The sequence below is a fragment of the Romboutsia lituseburensis DSM 797 genome, assembly GCF_900103615.1.
In the GTDB taxonomy this organism is placed as follows: domain Bacteria; phylum Bacillota; class Clostridia; order Peptostreptococcales; family Peptostreptococcaceae; genus Romboutsia_F; species Romboutsia_F lituseburensis.
This window is the reverse complement of sequence record NZ_FNGW01000001.1, coordinates 664,313-679,864: the sequence shown is the minus strand read 5'-3', so window position 1 is coordinate 679,864 and position 15,552 is coordinate 664,313. Positions and strand designations below refer to the sequence as shown.

Sequence of the window (15,552 nt, the reverse complement as noted above, 5' to 3'; positions counted from 1 at the left end):
GATAATTTTTAGGAGGGGAATATGAGTATAGTAAAAGTTAATGATTTAAAAAAATACTATGGGAAAGATGAAAGTTTAGTTAAGGCTTTAGATGGAGTAACATTTGAAGTAAATAAAGGAGAATTTGTTTGTATTGTAGGAACATCAGGAAGTGGAAAAAGTACTTTACTTCATATGATAGGTGGTCTTGATAGACCAACAAAAGGAAATGTAGCTATAAATAATAGTGATATATTTAAATTAAATGATGAGGAGCTTACAATATTTAGAAGAAGAGAAATAGGATTTGTATTTCAACAATTTAATTTAATTCCTATTTTAAATGTTTATGAAAATATAGTATTACCAATAGAACTTGATGGTAACAAAATAGATGAAGAGTATGTAAATACTGTTATAACATCATTAGGGTTAGAAAGCAAGGTCAATAATTTGACTAATAACTTATCAGGAGGACAACAACAAAGAGTAGCAATAGCAAGAGCTTTAGCTACTAAACCATCAATAATACTAGCTGATGAACCTACTGGTAACTTAGATAGCAAGACTAGTCAAGACGTTATGGGTCTGTTAAAAACTATGAGTCAAAAATTCAATCAAACTATTATAATGATAACTCACAATCAAGAGATTTCACAAATGGCAGATAGAGTTATAAGGATAGAAGACGGGAAGATTTTATCTAAGGTGGTGAGTGAATAATGATTCGAACTAATAATAAGGAAGTTATTAATAGGTTATCAAAAAATAGCTTTAAATACAATAAAGGAAGAAACAAGTTTGCAATAGTATCTATAATACTTACAACATTACTTTTTACAGCATTTTTTACTATACAAATGAGTATGATAAAATCAACACAATATGAAACTATGCGTATGGTAGGAGGTACATTTCATGGTGGTTTTAAGGATTTAAATACAAAAGAGTATGAAAAAATTAAAGATAACAAACTGATTAAGGAAAAATATGTATCTATATTTGTAAATTTAGCACAAAATAAAGAGCTTGCAAAAAGGCAAACAGAAATAAAGTATGCTGATAAAAACTATATAGAGAATGGTTTTGCAAAGCCATTTAAAGGTAATATTCCTAAAAGTAAAAATGAAATATTAGTAGATACATTAACATTAGATGCTTTAGGGATTCCTAAAGACATAAATCAAAAGATAAATCTGAAATATTTTATAAATGATAAAGAATATAATACAGAATTTAAAGTAAGTGGCATATATGAAGGCGATAAAGTTTCAATGGCGAGTGTATTATATGTATCAAAGGACTTTGTAGAAGAAGAGCTTAAAGGAATAGACCAAGAAAAAATTAAAAAAAGTGGTGAAGGAACAGGGCTTATAGATTTAGAAGTTAAATTTTCCAATTCTTTATTTATAGAAAAAAAATTACAAAAAGTTTTAATTGAAAGCGGATTAAATACAAAACAAATAAATACTGGTGTAAACTGGGCATATACAAGTGTAAGGATGGAAGAAGATACGGGTTCACTTTGGGGAGCTATAGGATTTTTAGCTATTATAATGTTTGCTGGTTATTTAATTATATATAATGTTTTTTATATATCTATAGTAAAAGATATAAAGTTTTATGGACTGTTAAAAACTATTGGAACTACTAAAAAACAAATAAACAAAATCATCATAAAACAAGCTTTAAAAATGTGTATGATAGGTATACCTGTAGGAATAGCTTTAGGTTACTTTATAGGTGTAATATTAACGCCACTTTTAGTAAGACAAACAACTATAGTAAATACTGAAATTTCTGCAAGTCCAATTATATTTATAGGATCTATATTATTTTCATTAATAACCGTATTAGTTAGTATATATAAACCATCTAAAATAGCATCTAAAGTATCACCAATAGAAGCATTAAGATATAGTGGAGTACGTGAAAAAACTAGAAGAAAAGTTAAAAAAACAAATAGTGGAGCAAAAATTAGAAATATGGCTTTATCTAATGTATTTAAGAATAAAAGCAAGTCATTTATAGTTATAGCATCATTATCATTAAGTATCATACTTTTAAATTGCGTATACACTGTAATATATGGGCTTGATATTGATAAGTATTTAGTTAATTTAATAGGTACAGACTTTACAGTAGGAGATACAAGCTTTTATAGATGGGAGTATGGGCTAGGTAATTATTCTGATGCATTCACTGAGGATATTTGTAAAGAAATTGAAAATTTAGAAGGCGTTCATAGTGTTGATAAAATATATCATAAAGGTATTCAGTTACCATTAATTGATGAAATGAAAAAAAATATTGAACGTAAAAAATCTTCTGTAGAGCAAGATTATCAAAAATATATTAATGAAGCATTAAAAAATAAAAAAATTCCAACAGAGTGCTATGGAATAGATGAAGGTATATTACCATTTATAGAAAAATATTTAACTAAAGGAAAAATAGATATAGAAAAGTTCAAAACTGGTAATTATATCATATTGGATGAAAATTGGTATATGGGTAGATTATTAGATGTTGGAAGTAAAGTTACTATACCTTTTGAAAATGGACAAAGCAAAGAATATGAGGTTATGGCAACTGTTCAAGTTATTCCTTTATATTTACGAACAGGATATGTAGGTATAGAAGGTAGTGATATGTATTTACCAATAAGTGAATTTAAAAATATCGTAAATAACAAATCTGTAATGACTGCTATGTTTAATGTTGACCAAAGTCAAATAAATAATGTGAAAAATTATTTAGATAATAAAATAAAAACAAATCCAACATTAGATTATAAAATGAAATTAACATATATAAATGAGTTTGAAGACATGGCAAATACATATAAAATAGTAGGATATGGGCTTAGTTTTGTATTAGGGTTGATAGGGATTTTAAACTTTAATAATGTAATGATGACAAATATTATAAGCAGAAAAAGAGAGTTTGCAATACTAAAAAGTATTGGTATGAGTGAAAATCAACTTAAGAAATTAATAAAATTAGAAGGATTGTATTATGCTTTATTAACAATTTTTATAGTTGTTGTAATTGGGTTACCTCTTACTAAAAAATTAGTGACTTTAGTAGCTGGAGGTATGATGATGTTTAGTTATAAATTTACAATGTTACCTATAATAGTATCATCTCCTATATTAATTATTATATCTATAATTGTACCTACAATTTGTATTAAATATACAGAGAAAGATAGCATAGTAGAAGCATTAAGGGAAAATGAATAAACAAAAATGAAGATATCAAACTAAAAACTAGGACGATAATACTTTTACATAAAATAACCAAAAGAGAAGAAGTAGATAGATTTGAGTAAGAATAAATCTATCTACTTTTTTTATGCAATGTATGAAGTCGTTAGCGCCAGGAGCAAAGCGACTTTTAAGCAACGGACGTAATCGTTGGCGCCAGAAGCGAAGCGACTTTTAAGCAATGGACGAAGTCGTTGGCGATAGAAAGTGTAGCGCCCACGCAGTGGCTTAAGCGAAGCAACTTTTTTATTTTTTTAAAGGATAAATAGATGGTTTGTCAAATTATAAGGAAAGATAATTAATATAAAAAGGTGGGATAACATGAACCATAAGGGAACAGCGGTACTAGAAACGCAAAATTTAATTTTAAGAAAATTTGTACCAGCAGATGCAAAGGCTATGTATGAAAATTGGGCAAATGATTCAGATGTTACGGAATTTTTAACTTGGAAACCACATGAAAGTGTAGAAGTTACTAAAGATATTTTAAATAACTGGATAGATGAATATAAAAATGATGATTTTTATCAATGGGCTATTACACTAAAATCAAATGGGGATGAGCCTATTGGAAGTATAAGTATAGTACATAAAGATGAAGCTATAAATTTGGTTCATGTTGGATATTGTATAGGTAAAAAATGGTGGAAACGAGGGGTTACGTCAGAAGCATTAGGTGCTTTGATTAAATTTTTTATGGAGGAAGTTGGAGTAAATCGTATTGAAGCAAGACACGATCCACTTAATCCTAATTCAGGTAAAGTAATGCTAAAATGTGGAATGAAATATGAAGGAACTATGAGACAAGCGGATAGAAATAACAAAGGTATTTGTGATTATTCTATGTATAGTATACTTGCATCAGATTATAAAAATTAAAGATATAAGATAGTTTATAACTTAGGAGCTTAGGCTCCTTTTTTTAAGCAACGGACAGAGTCGTTGGCGCCATGAAGCGAAGCGAAATTTTAAGCAACGGACAAAGAGTCGTTGGCGATATGAGTGAAGCGAAATTTTGATTGAATAGTTATTGGGGGGCTTAAAGTGACCATTCATGCACAAATTATTGAAAATTAATTTATGAAAACCTATATTAGTGTATATAGAAGTCTAAAATTCAAATGGAGGAAATGACATGTTTTTAGATATTTTAAATTTAGGTCTTATAATTTGTGGTGGAGTCACTATTTATTTTACTTATGAAATGAGTAAAACAAAAAAAATTCCGAAGAAAATAAATGAAAGCAGAATAAAAGACAAAGAGTCTTTTATAAAAAAACAAGTAAGACTAAGTTATATAGTAGCAATAACCCTTATATTACAAGGGGGAGTATTTTTAGTAAATAAATATTATGGGTTACCTGATGTGCTAAATAGCATGGCGTCAATTGTAGTATTGATATCATTAATGACTTGTTCTATAAAATCATTATTTAATAGTATTCCTAAATATAGTGATACAAATGAGAATGATTTATAAGAGAATTTAAAAATATTAATTGGAGGCGATTTCGTGAAAGATTCTAAATCTATAAATTTAATAACATTTATTTTAACTTATATATTAGCTCGATTTATAGGTAAAGTAACTGGTTTTAATTATAATTTATCAAGTGGTATAAATATTAATTTATTGTATGATCTGTTGATATGGGGTGCATTGTATTTTTCATTTGATTGGATTTTAAATAAATACTTTGCTAAAAAAAATAATAGCTCTAACAATGGCTAGGAATTTAAATATACTATGGCTAAATAGTGTAGAAGGGATGAATTAATATGAGTATTAATATTAAAAGATGCTTGTTTTCAATAGCATTAATTTGTGCAAGTATGGTTAGTTTTTTAACTAAATCTAAAATAGGATTTCAACTTTCAATTGCTATAATTGGAGTTCCTCTAACGTTTTTGTTTTTAGTTAGATTAGTGTTGCCTGAGATTAAATTATTAGATGAAAAGTCTAATGAGTATAACGCATTGTCAGAAATAGAGAAGTTTGGCTCAGTAGTGAACTTAGTGTTAATAGGCATTTGGGTAATTACTGAAGTTTATTGTTTAATGTTAATTTAAACATAATAGTATTGAACAAAATGCAACATAAGATTTGTATTTTATTTATATTGAAGATTGAAATAGAGCGTAAAGACATTAAGAGAGGACGATTAATAATGAATATATCAAGGAGTAGAAGGCATGCTAACAATTAGTAGGGACAATGTATATAGAGACAAATTAAGAAGTTATAAAATTATGATAGATGGAAATTGCTATGATGAGATTAAGTGTGGAGAGATAAAAAATATAAACCTTGATCCAGGGAATCATACAATATATCTAAAAATAGATTGGTGCAGGAGCAATAAAATAGACTTTACTATTTCAGAGAATGAAACGGTAGAATTTGAGTGTGGTAACTCGATGAATGAATGTAGGTTTATAGTTCCGATTATTTATATAACATTTCTTAAAAATAAGTATTTATGGATAAGAAAAAAATAAACTAAGATTGTTGATATAAGTGCATATTTTATTGAGTATGTAACTAAGTGATTTATAGGGGGGAGTTTTATGTCTACCGATATTAAAACTATAAAACAAGAGATAAGATATTTCTTATTAATAAATTTTGGACTTATTGCTTTTATATCTATTTTTCTATTTATATCAGCAACAAAGCCAAATAGTAGTAAGCTTATACATAATTTTAGTGTAATGTTTATGTATATTCCAGCATTTTCGGTAATTGTTGTATTAAAAAAAATTTCAAAATGTGAGTTTACTCCAAATGTAGAGCAATTTTTAAGTGTCTTTTATACATTTACATTAGTGAGAATAGTCACATCAATAGTATACACATTTGTACTTAAGAGTACTTTTATATCATCTTTAATCGATACATTTATATCTTTGTATCTAGTGCTACTAGTTTTATCTAAGGGGTCAGAATTTGAAGTACTTAATTTAAGTCTAGCTAAGAATTTTAAAAAGATTATATTTGTAGTACTAATATTTTTTTTATTAAATATTGGTAGAAGTTATGTTGGATCTATATTAGAAGGATCAAGTACTGCAGATATGAATATTGATTTTTTAGAATCAATATGGGCTTTTATTATACAGTTTTGTTTTGGATTTAATTTATTTTTTGGAGAAGAATTTGGATGGAGATATTTTCTTCAGCCAAAACTTCAAAAGCTTTATGGAAAAAGGTGTGGAGTATTAATCTTAGGATTTATATGGGGAATTTGGCATTTACCACTTTGCTTTACTTTGTATAATCCCCAAACACCAGTTTATGGTGTAATTCATCAAGTTGCATTTTGTATGCTATTGGGTATATTTTTTGGATATGCTTATATGAAGACTGAAAATGTTTGGGCTCCAATATTAATACATTTGGCAAATAACGGGATTATAATGCTTGGTGAGAGCTTTGAGTCTGCAATCACAATAGATGGAATTTTAATTGGTTTCGCAGTTAATGCCATATTCTTCTTGCCATTTTTATTTACTAAAGAATATAAATCTAACAATGTTGAGGAAAGTCCAACAGATGTAGGGTGAATAACACCAAAACACCCAAGTTTATAAATTTTATATTCAAGTTATTAAAATACTATTTTTAAAATACTAGAGCTTATAGTTGAGACATTTAATTAAATTAAATCATTTAGGAGGACTATTTATGAAAAATTGTACTGAATGTAATTATGAATTTACGTTTTCAGATAGATTAAGGGAAGCGATTAGTTTTAAACCAAGATTAAAGTGTAAAAAATGCAATTCTGTTTATAAGCAACAATATACTATATATAAGGTAATATATAGTAGTGTAATTATTTTTATAAGCCTTATGATTTTTGATAATATATTTTTAAATAATCATATTTTAAATTATACTTTGTATATTTTAATTACAGTTCCAATATTAATAATATTTGATTTACTACCTCACAAATTTCAAAAATATGAAAAATTATAGTATAGAGCTAAAAAGTATGTATATTTTTATTACTTTTTAGCTTTTTATTATAAAAAATCTATGTACATATAATTTATCAATTCTTTTTCCTATACTCAGATGGAGTACAACCTATATTTTTACTAAATATCTCAGTAAAATAACTAGAGCTATTAAAGCCACATTTAAGTGCAATTTCAGTAATTGAATAACTAGGATTATTAAGTAACTCAATACTTTTCTCTAGACGATACTGGGTTAGATAAGAAATTGGAGACTTATTCAAAAGTGATTGGAAAATTTTGCAGCAATTACTTCTACATATATTTCCAGCTAATGCAATATCACTAAGAGTAATTTTACTTTGATAATTTTGCTGAATATATCCAGTCATATTGTGCATAGTCTCAAGATTTTTATCAATATTATCTTTTTTATACACTTGGTCATTTATTACATTATGATATAGAACATGACATATAGAATATAAAATACTCATAACTTGTAACTCAAATCCGTCCCTTTCCTCATTACAAAGGTCATATATATCAACTAACATATCTATAAAATTTTTTTGCCAGATAACAGATGAATCAAATATAAAAATCGGATGAGATGTATCAGTATATACTGGCATGAGATATGATTTTCTTATTAGATCGATACCTGAAAAAAGAGACAGTGGTAATAAAATACAAATAAAAGTACAGTCAGACCTATCTGAAGAATAACCATAATGCATGTGTTTAGAATTTATAAATATAGCTTGATTTTCTTTTACTTCATAACTGTTTCCATTTACTGAAAAATTCATTTTACCTTTTTTTACTATGATAAACTCAAAATCTTCGTGCCAATGGTTCACAGCAGCCATATTAGGATAGCTTGATAGTAAATTTTCTTTTGCTACAATGGTAAAATTACTGAAGGTATAAGTAATATTTTCTAAATTATTATCTAATAATTCCATTTTTATCATTAAATCACCTCGATACATAATATACGATTGTTATAAAAAAACATTCAATTCTTATATTATATAGTATTATGATGGAATATTATTATATAATGTTAGGAAAGTTAATGGGAAATTTTTAGACGAATTTAAATTTAAATAACAAAAGGGAGAGACGAAATGTTGAAATTATTATTAATTATTATTTATCTAGCATTTATTAGTTTAGGATTACCAGATGCTATATTAGGTTCTGCTTGGCCTATGATTCATCAAGATTTAGATGTTTCAATATCATCAGCAGGAATAGCTACTATGATTGTAGCTGGGGGAACTATAATTTCAAGCTTTTTTAGTTCTAAATTAATAAGTAGATTTGGAACAGGTAAGGTGACAGCTTTTAGTGTTTCATTAACAGCTGCTGGCTTATTAGGTATATATTTTTCGCCAAGTTTTATATGGATTTGTTTACTAGGTATACCATTAGGATTAGGAGCAGGAGCGGTAGATTCTGCGCTTAACAACTTTGTAGCAATTCATTATGAGGCAAAACATATGAATTGGCTTCACTGTTTTTGGGGAATTGGTGCAACATCAGGTCCGTTTATTATGTCTTTATATTTACTTAAAGAAAATGGATGGAGAATGGGATATGCAACTATAGGGATCATTCAAGCTGTCTTAGCTATAAGTTTATTCATTTCATTACCTTTATGGAAAAAATTTGAAGTTAAAGATAGTGAAGATGAAAATAATTGTAGTGATGTAAAAGTTTCGATGCTATTAAAATTACCAGGAGCTAAACCTGCGCTAATATCATTTTTCTGTTACTGTTCAGTAGAATTGACAGCTGGATTATGGGTTAGTTCATATTTAGTTGTAAAAACTGGGTTATCAGCAGAATTAGCAGCTAAATGGGTATCTTTATATTATTTAGGTATTACAGTAGGAAGATTTTTAGCTGGATTTTTAGCTATGAAATTAAACAACAAACAAATGATTAGAATAGGGCAAATCATAGCTATCAGTGGAGTAATATTACTAGCTATTCCCTTACCAAACAACATGCAGTTAGCAGGGATAATATTAATTGGGCTAGGATGTGCGCCTATATATCCTGCAATGCTTCATGAAACTCCAAATAGATTTGGAAAAGAATTATCTCAGGGAATCATGGGAATTCAAATGGCTACAGCTTATGTAGGTAGCACTTTCGTACCACCTTTATTTGGTATGTTATCTAAGTTTAGCGGATTTGGTATATTGCCTGTTTTTTTATTAATACTTTTAATATTAATGGTAGTTACTTCTGAACGAGTAAGTAAAGTATGCAGTGATAATAAAAATATAAAAGTAGAGTGTTGATATTAATGTAGATTTATCTATTTGGGTCTGAAAAATGACTATTCAAGTCAAACATATTGAAAAAGATCTATTAAATATATACCATAAAGATAAAGTGCATTAGAGTAGATAATGCATTGATTATTTAACTTAATAATTTATGGGGGGGAGTTTTATGTCTACAGATATTAAGGATATAAAGCAAGAGATAAAATATTTCTTGTTAGTAAATTTTGGACTTATTGCTTTTATATCGATTTTTTTATTTATATCATCATCAAAGCCAGAAGGCAGTGTGTTTATAACAAATTTTGGTGGAGTATTTATGTATATTCCTGCATTTTCAGTAATTGTTGTTTTGAAAAAAGTTTCTAATTACGAGTTTAATCCAAAGGTAGAGAAGTTTTTTAAGTTTTTTGCTATAGCTACTATAGTAAGGATAATTGTAGCAATATTAGATGTACTTGTATTTAAAAATATTATTACTTCATCAGTGGTAGATGCATGCGTGTCTTTATACCTTTTAGGAGTTGTTTTATTTAATGCATCTGAATTTGAGTCAATTAATTTATCATTAAATAAAAATCTAAAAAAAGTTTTAATTGTAGTAGCGATATTTTTGGCAATACTTATTACTAAAATAGTTATTACTGCTATATTAGACGAATCAAGTACCATAAATCTAAAAGGTGCTATTTTAACAGTAATAATGTCGCTTGTTATGAACTTCTTCTTAGGATTTAATTTGTTTTTTGGAGAAGAATTTGGATGGAGATATTTCCTTCAGCCAAGACTTCAAAAGCTTTATGGCAAAAAATCTGGAGTGTTAATTTTAGGATTTATATGGGGGATTTGGCACTTACCGCTTTGTTTTACTTTGTATAGTCCCAAAACACCTATTTTTTGCGTAATCCTTCATGTAACATATTGCATGTTATTAGGAGTATTTTTAGGATATGCATATATGAAAACTGAAAATATTTGGTGTCCAATATTAATACATTTAGCAAATAATAGTATTATTGTAATACTTGCAGGTGGATATGAATCTGTAATTACACCAGGAGATCTTTTAATGAACATTGTGCTTAATGGTATATTCTTTTTACCATTTTTATTTGCCAAAGAATACAAATCTAAGGCTATTGAAGAACAATCAAATTTAGACTTGTAGTATATATAATATAATTTTGACGTTAAATATGAAGGGAATAGACATGCAAAATCTTATAGAAAAATTTATAAAAGACTACAGAGAGAATTTAATGGATATAGTAATTATAACAAGTGGGATGTTTATTATATTAAAGATGACAAATATTTATAAGACCTTAGCATCTATATTTCTAATTCATACAATTAATTATCTCATAGATTTATATGGTTCATGCAAGAATAAAGATAATAAAAATATATCTAAATATGCAATGCAATCAATTATAACATTAGTTTCTGCAATATATATTTACACTAATTATTAGTATGCACTCATCAACTTTTTAATATTTATTTTGAAATTTTTATTGCATATATATTATTTTCTGTTAAAGTATATAAAAAAGGAGATGAGCATATGAAGAAAATATTGTTTGTAACAGACTTGTATTATAATGCCAATGGAAGAAGGTATTATGAGGAAGATTTATTTATAACTTCAAAACTAAGAGATGAGTTTAAACTAGTTATATGCAATCCAAAAGATATGGACTCATTTAATGATGAATTTGATTTAACTATATTTAGAAATGCTGGACCGGTAGCTAATTTTCCAGATGAATATAATAAATTTAGAAATAAAATAAAAGCTAATAATCTTAAAACATATAATTCTTTTGATGGAAAAGGGGATATGAACGGAAAAGATTATTTACTTGAATTAACTAATTTAAATTATCCAGTAATAAAAACTATAGATAGAATAGATAATTTTGATAAATTACCTAATGTTGATAAATATGTTATAAAACCTAAAGATGGAGCAGATTCAATCGGAATGGAAATCATATCTAAGGATGAAGTTTATAAGAAAGTTTCTAAAGAAGATAGAAATACACTTATCCAACCAGCTATAAACTTTGAATATGAAGTCTCTTTTTATTTTATAGATAAAGACTTCCAATATGCTCTTTACGCTCCTGATAAATCTAAGAGATGGGAACTTAAGGAGTATAAGGCAACTAAAGAAGATTTAGAATTTGCTAATAAATTTATAGAGTGGAATAATATAGACCATGGAATTCAAAGAATAGATGCTTGTAGAGATGAAAATGGAGAACTTTTACTAGTTGAGTTAGAGGATTTAAATCCGTACCTTTCAGTTCTTGAGTTATCATCTGATGTACAAGATAAGTTTATAAAGTCATTGGTTAAATCAGTGAATAGAGTGTTAGAAGAGAAGTAGTTTTGTTTGAATATTAAATTTGAATAGTCAAATTTATATAAATAAAGAGAGTGATACATATAATTGTATCACTCTCTTTATTTAGTTTTTGAGCAGTTATATATTGTAATTGTAAATAACACTAATTATTCTGATTTAAAACACTATGTAGTATTAAAATTATGCTAAGGTGTAATTTTATTGAGAAAATTTTGAAAATATAATATATATATAATATTTGCTGTTCTATTAAGATTTATATAAATTAAAAAGGGGGGAAACTTATGAAAATATGGGAACAACCTAAGATTATCAGTTTGGGGTTAAAAGAAACTTATGGAAAAGGTAATGGAAATGGAAATGGTGAGTACAAAGATCCTAATAATAAACCATCTCAGCATCCTACTTGGGAATGGTGTGGATTTCATGGTCAATGGCATCCAAAAAATCACTCTATTAATGAAAGTTAACAAATTAATATGTAAATAGTTGTATGATTCAATAAAAACAAAAAAAGATTAAGTAACAAACTACTTAATCTTTTTACTTATATTTAAATTTATCAATTACAATTAAATTAAATAAGAGCCAGCAACATATCCGTAACTATTATTAAACTTAATTCTAACCCAACCAGAATTTAAGTTATATAAAACCTCTACTTTTTCACCTTTTCTTAACTTTCCTATAATATTTTCAGAACTAGATGGACCACTTCTAACATTTAGTACATCTGTATTACATTTCATAAATGATGAATTTGATGGAGTAGTAGTTTCAGACTTAGAAAGATATTGTGTACTTACATACGCATATCCGCCATTGAAGCTGATTTTAGACCATCCATTACTTAAATTAGATACAACGTTTACCTTGTCTTTATACTTCAAACTACCTACAATAGGATCGTTTGGAGTAGGACCTTTTCTTATATTCAAAGAAGTTACATTACATTGCATTGTAGCATTAACATTATTACTTCCACTATTATTGTTATTATTATTGTTGTTGTTATTTCCGCTGTTATTATTACCGTTATTATTATCTTTTACATCTTTTAAGTATTGAGAGCTAACATATCCATATCCACTGCCATACTTTATTCTACTCCATCCATTAGATGTAGTGTATGCTACATAAACTCTATCTGTTTTATATACTTTTCCAATTATGGAATCAGAAGTAGAAGGACCTTTTCTTACGTTCAAACTAGCAGTGCTACATTCCATAAGCTTAAAAGAATTATTATTATTTTGATTATTATCCTGAGGTGGCTTATTAGTAGCAGTTATGTTTTTTAAGTAATTAGAAGATACATATCCAACTGTGTTATTATACTTTATTAATGTCCAGCTTCCAGATTTTTCAACTATATTTACAGTTGTACCTTTTTTTAACGTTGATATTACTGGATAACTTGTACCAGGACCTGTTCTAAAATTAAGATTCTGTAAAGTTTCTGCTTGAGCCGACTGAGCGCTTACAGCTGCAATACTAGTCAAAGTAAGTGCAAGTGCCCCTAAAGACCCCATTGATAATTTTTTTTTCATCTTCATTATAAATCCCCCACGTTAAATTTTAGTCATATACATTTATTTAGTTACTATCAATTTCATTATAGTAATTATTATTATCTTGATTTTTAGTTAATGAATTTTACAGATATATAAAATAAAATCCATTTCATGGAAATAAATAGTTATATGATAGATTTTAAGTTTTTTTGACGAATTATAAAATTACTCTTGGGAGTAGTATTACTGGGCACTTGTGATAAGTAGTTATGCTAGACTAATTTCTAATTTAGGGATATCATTACGATCTTCCTCTATTAGATATCCATTATCTAATCTCAATATTCTATCACATATAGATAAAGCCTTAGGTCTATGTGTAATGATAATGCACGTAGGTTTGTGCTCTAAATTTTTAATTGATTCTAAGACACTAACTTCTGTTTTTTCGTCTAAAGCAGAGGTAGCTTCATCTAATATAAGTATAGGTTTAGTTCTTAAAAATGCTCTAGCAATAGCAATTCTTTGAGCTTGACCTTCTGATAATCCAAGACCTTTTTCTCCTATTTTAGTATCAAATCCTTCATCTAATTTATTTATAAAATCAAGTGAACAAGACAGCTCACATGCTTTTAAAATATCCTCATAAGTTGCATCTTTATTTCCATATAATAAGTTCTCTGTTATTGTTCCAGAGAATAAAGTATTTCCTTGAGGTATATAAGATATTAAATTACGATGATCTTTTGATAGTAATTCTTTAAAATTATTATTTTTTAAGTAAATATCACCATTTTCAGGATGTATTAATGATAACAATAGTCTAATTAAAGTAGTTTTTCCTTGTCCAGAAGGTCCTACTATAGCTATTGTTTCACCAGGATTTATAGTACATGAAATGTTTTTTAATATATTAACATCTTCTTTATAGCCAAAAGATACATTATCAAGTTTTATAACTGGCTTATTGCTTATTAACACATTCATGTTATTAGTTCCTTTTTCTAAGGCTAATGATTCAATCTCCATAAGTCTTTCAGTTGCAGCTAATGAGGAAATTATAGGAGAATAGCATCCCATTAAGCTAGATAAAGGGTATTCTATTTTATTAAATAATTGAAGTAGAGCAGTCATAGTACCAAATGTTATAGCTCCTTTAACTAAGCTTAATGCCCCCCAACAAAATACCACGAAGTAAGCAGCAGAAGATCCTATAGAGAAAAGCATACCAGTTAAAGAAGTAAACAAGCTTTGTTTTAACGATAATTTTAGTTTTTGATTTTGTATTCTATCTAAATTATTAATTGTTTTTTTCTCATTACAAAATGTTTTTACAATCATAAGGTTTTGAAGTGATTCTTGAACAAATGAAGTATATTCAATGTTTTTATCTTGTATGTCTTTATAGAACTTTTTTAGTCTTCTTGAACATAGCTTATTTATTAATCCTATAATAGGCAAAATCACAATTGTAAATATTGCTAAATTAGGTTCTATTTTTAATAAAGTAAAAAAAGAAATACCAAGCATTATAATAGAGGTAATTATAGATGGAATAGTACCACATATAAAATTGTTAATAGTTGAAGTATCACTAGTTATTCTAGTCATTAATCCAGCACTGTGGAATTTTGAAAGCTCCATCCATTCGCTATAAGCAAGGTGACTAAAATATTCTTTTTGAAGTTCATTTAATATTTTATTAGATGAATAAGTAGATAAAAATGATCTAAGTGTACTTAATAATATAGATGAAAGCATAATAGATCCCATTATAACAAGCCACTTAATCACAGAGTCTAGATTTTTATTTATAGCAGAATCTATTAATGACTTTGAAATCATAGCATTGTATACACTTATAGCAGACAATATAGAACCTATAATAGTTGCAACTGTAAGCGTTACAATACCAGGTTTACTTTTTTTATAAATCCATTTCAATTTATTTATTGTTTCTTTCATTTTAAAATATCCCCCAATTAATATTAAAAGCTTAATTAACAAATAGATTATAAGTGTTTAGAAATTACAAATCTATAAAATGAATTAAGAATAACTACTTTGGGTCTAAAGATAATTCTTAGGTATTATATACGTGTATTAATAAAATTAATACTTATGTATATATATAAAATAACATACAAGAG

At 27.1% G+C, this 15,552-nt stretch carries 17 protein-coding genes; 14 read left to right on the top strand and 3 right to left on the bottom strand.

Going from position 1 to position 15,552, the window contains the following annotated elements:
* Nucleotides 1-21 precede the first annotated feature (21 nt).
* The 9 genes from BLP75_RS03205 (at nucleotide 22) to BLP75_RS03165 (ending at nucleotide 7,230) form a co-directional block, all read left to right on the top strand.
* The gene (locus BLP75_RS03205; protein WP_092722803.1) at nucleotides 22-702 is read left to right on the top strand and encodes an ABC transporter ATP-binding protein; all 681 of its coding nucleotides are present in this window, start codon (nucleotides 22-24) and stop codon (nucleotides 700-702) included.
* A complete protein-coding gene (locus tag BLP75_RS03200; protein ID WP_092722801.1) occupies nucleotides 702-3,224 on the top strand; it encodes an ABC transporter permease in 2,523 nt (840 codons plus the stop codon). The genes BLP75_RS03205 and BLP75_RS03200 overlap by 1 nt, the downstream gene beginning before the upstream one ends.
* Before the next feature lie 345 nt (nucleotides 3,225-3,569).
* The gene (locus BLP75_RS03195) at nucleotides 3,570-4,127 is read left to right on the top strand and encodes a GNAT family N-acetyltransferase (RefSeq protein WP_092722799.1); all 558 of its coding nucleotides are present in this window, start codon (nucleotides 3,570-3,572) and stop codon (nucleotides 4,125-4,127) included.
* A gap of 256 nt (nucleotides 4,128-4,383) precedes the next feature.
* Nucleotides 4,384-4,728: a hypothetical protein gene (locus BLP75_RS03190; protein WP_092722797.1), complete on the top strand. Its 345-nt coding sequence runs from the start codon at nucleotides 4,384-4,386 to the stop codon at nucleotides 4,726-4,728.
* A 33-nt stretch (nucleotides 4,729-4,761) separates the two neighbouring features.
* Nucleotides 4,762-4,980, top strand: a complete 219-nt coding sequence (locus BLP75_RS03185) for a hypothetical protein (protein WP_092722795.1) — start codon at nucleotides 4,762-4,764, stop codon at nucleotides 4,978-4,980.
* A gap of 47 nt (nucleotides 4,981-5,027) precedes the next feature.
* On the top strand, nucleotides 5,028-5,318 hold the full coding sequence (locus tag BLP75_RS03180) for a hypothetical protein (RefSeq protein ID WP_092722793.1): 291 nt from the start codon (nucleotides 5,028-5,030) through the stop codon (nucleotides 5,316-5,318).
* 123 nt (nucleotides 5,319-5,441) lie between these two features.
* Nucleotides 5,442-5,747 (top strand): hypothetical protein, encoded by a 306-nt coding sequence (locus BLP75_RS03175; RefSeq protein ID WP_092722791.1) that lies wholly within the window; start codon nucleotides 5,442-5,444, stop codon nucleotides 5,745-5,747.
* Nucleotides 5,748-5,816: 69 nt separating this feature from the next.
* The gene (locus BLP75_RS03170) at nucleotides 5,817-6,812 is read left to right on the top strand and encodes a CPBP family intramembrane glutamic endopeptidase (RefSeq protein WP_092722789.1); all 996 of its coding nucleotides are present in this window, start codon (nucleotides 5,817-5,819) and stop codon (nucleotides 6,810-6,812) included.
* A 121-nt stretch (nucleotides 6,813-6,933) separates the two neighbouring features.
* The gene (locus BLP75_RS03165; protein ID WP_092722787.1) at nucleotides 6,934-7,230 is read left to right on the top strand and encodes a hypothetical protein; all 297 of its coding nucleotides are present in this window, start codon (nucleotides 6,934-6,936) and stop codon (nucleotides 7,228-7,230) included.
* A gap of 76 nt (nucleotides 7,231-7,306) precedes the next feature.
* Here the strand turns inward: BLP75_RS03165 and BLP75_RS03160 are convergent, their stop codons facing one another.
* Nucleotides 7,307-8,206: an AraC family transcriptional regulator gene (locus BLP75_RS03160; RefSeq protein ID WP_242872369.1), complete on the bottom strand. Its 900-nt coding sequence runs from the start codon at nucleotides 8,204-8,206 to the stop codon at nucleotides 7,307-7,309.
* A gap of 138 nt (nucleotides 8,207-8,344) precedes the next feature.
* Here BLP75_RS03160 and BLP75_RS03155 point away from each other — a divergent pair, with 138 nt between their 5' ends.
* The 5 genes from BLP75_RS03155 (at nucleotide 8,345) to BLP75_RS03135 (ending at nucleotide 12,358) form a co-directional block, all read left to right on the top strand.
* Nucleotides 8,345-9,529, top strand: a complete 1,185-nt coding sequence (locus BLP75_RS03155) for an MFS transporter (protein WP_092722783.1) — start codon at nucleotides 8,345-8,347, stop codon at nucleotides 9,527-9,529.
* Between the two features lie 154 nt (nucleotides 9,530-9,683).
* A complete protein-coding gene (locus tag BLP75_RS03150; RefSeq protein ID WP_092722781.1) occupies nucleotides 9,684-10,682 on the top strand; it encodes a CPBP family intramembrane glutamic endopeptidase in 999 nt (332 codons plus the stop codon).
* A 43-nt stretch (nucleotides 10,683-10,725) separates the two neighbouring features.
* Entirely contained in the window at nucleotides 10,726-10,989 is a 264-nt protein-coding gene (locus BLP75_RS03145; RefSeq protein ID WP_092722779.1) for a hypothetical protein, read from the top strand.
* A 92-nt stretch (nucleotides 10,990-11,081) separates the two neighbouring features.
* On the top strand, nucleotides 11,082-11,909 hold the full coding sequence (locus BLP75_RS03140; RefSeq protein WP_092722777.1) for a hypothetical protein: 828 nt from the start codon (nucleotides 11,082-11,084) through the stop codon (nucleotides 11,907-11,909).
* 263 nt (nucleotides 11,910-12,172) lie between these two features.
* Nucleotides 12,173-12,358, top strand: a complete 186-nt coding sequence (locus tag BLP75_RS03135) for a hypothetical protein (protein ID WP_092722775.1) — start codon at nucleotides 12,173-12,175, stop codon at nucleotides 12,356-12,358.
* Nucleotides 12,359-12,460: 102 nt separating this feature from the next.
* Here BLP75_RS03135 and BLP75_RS03130 read toward each other — a convergent pair whose 3' ends face one another.
* Nucleotides 12,461-13,444 (bottom strand): SH3 domain-containing protein, encoded by a 984-nt coding sequence (locus tag BLP75_RS03130; protein ID WP_092722773.1) that lies wholly within the window; start codon nucleotides 13,442-13,444, stop codon nucleotides 12,461-12,463.
* 225 nt (nucleotides 13,445-13,669) lie between these two features.
* The gene (locus BLP75_RS03125) at nucleotides 13,670-15,367 is read right to left on the bottom strand and encodes an ABC transporter ATP-binding protein (RefSeq protein ID WP_170827924.1); all 1,698 of its coding nucleotides are present in this window, start codon (nucleotides 15,365-15,367) and stop codon (nucleotides 13,670-13,672) included.
* Between the last annotated feature and the right edge of the window lie 185 nt (nucleotides 15,368-15,552).

Coding starts and splice junctions, on each gene's coding strand:
- BLP75_RS03140 (WP_092722777.1), top strand. CDS start 11,082: ATGAAGAAAATATTGTTTGTAACAGACTTGTATTATAATGCCAATGGA.
- BLP75_RS03165 (WP_092722787.1), top strand. CDS start 6,934: ATGAAAAATTGTACTGAATGTAATTATGAATTTACGTTTTCAGATAGA.
- BLP75_RS03195 (WP_092722799.1), top strand. CDS start 3,570: ATGAACCATAAGGGAACAGCGGTACTAGAAACGCAAAATTTAATTTTA.
- BLP75_RS03125 (WP_170827924.1), bottom strand. CDS start 15,367: ATGAAAGAAACAATAAATAAATTGAAATGGATTTATAAAAAAAGTAAA.
- BLP75_RS03155 (WP_092722783.1), top strand. CDS start 8,345: ATGTTGAAATTATTATTAATTATTATTTATCTAGCATTTATTAGTTTA.
- BLP75_RS03170 (WP_092722789.1), top strand. CDS start 5,817: ATGTCTACCGATATTAAAACTATAAAACAAGAGATAAGATATTTCTTA.
- BLP75_RS03130 (WP_092722773.1), bottom strand. CDS start 13,444: ATGAAGATGAAAAAAAAATTATCAATGGGGTCTTTAGGGGCACTTGCA.
- BLP75_RS03205 (WP_092722803.1), top strand. CDS start 22: ATGAGTATAGTAAAAGTTAATGATTTAAAAAAATACTATGGGAAAGAT.
- BLP75_RS03160 (WP_242872369.1), bottom strand. CDS start 8,206: ATGTATCGAGGTGATTTAATGATAAAAATGGAATTATTAGATAATAAT.
- BLP75_RS03180 (WP_092722793.1), top strand. CDS start 5,028: ATGAGTATTAATATTAAAAGATGCTTGTTTTCAATAGCATTAATTTGT.
- BLP75_RS03145 (WP_092722779.1), top strand. CDS start 10,726: ATGCAAAATCTTATAGAAAAATTTATAAAAGACTACAGAGAGAATTTA.
- BLP75_RS03175 (WP_092722791.1), top strand. CDS start 5,442: ATGCTAACAATTAGTAGGGACAATGTATATAGAGACAAATTAAGAAGT.
- BLP75_RS03190 (WP_092722797.1), top strand. CDS start 4,384: ATGTTTTTAGATATTTTAAATTTAGGTCTTATAATTTGTGGTGGAGTC.
- BLP75_RS03135 (WP_092722775.1), top strand. CDS start 12,173: ATGAAAATATGGGAACAACCTAAGATTATCAGTTTGGGGTTAAAAGAA.
- BLP75_RS03200 (WP_092722801.1), top strand. CDS start 702: ATGATTCGAACTAATAATAAGGAAGTTATTAATAGGTTATCAAAAAAT.
- BLP75_RS03150 (WP_092722781.1), top strand. CDS start 9,684: ATGTCTACAGATATTAAGGATATAAAGCAAGAGATAAAATATTTCTTG.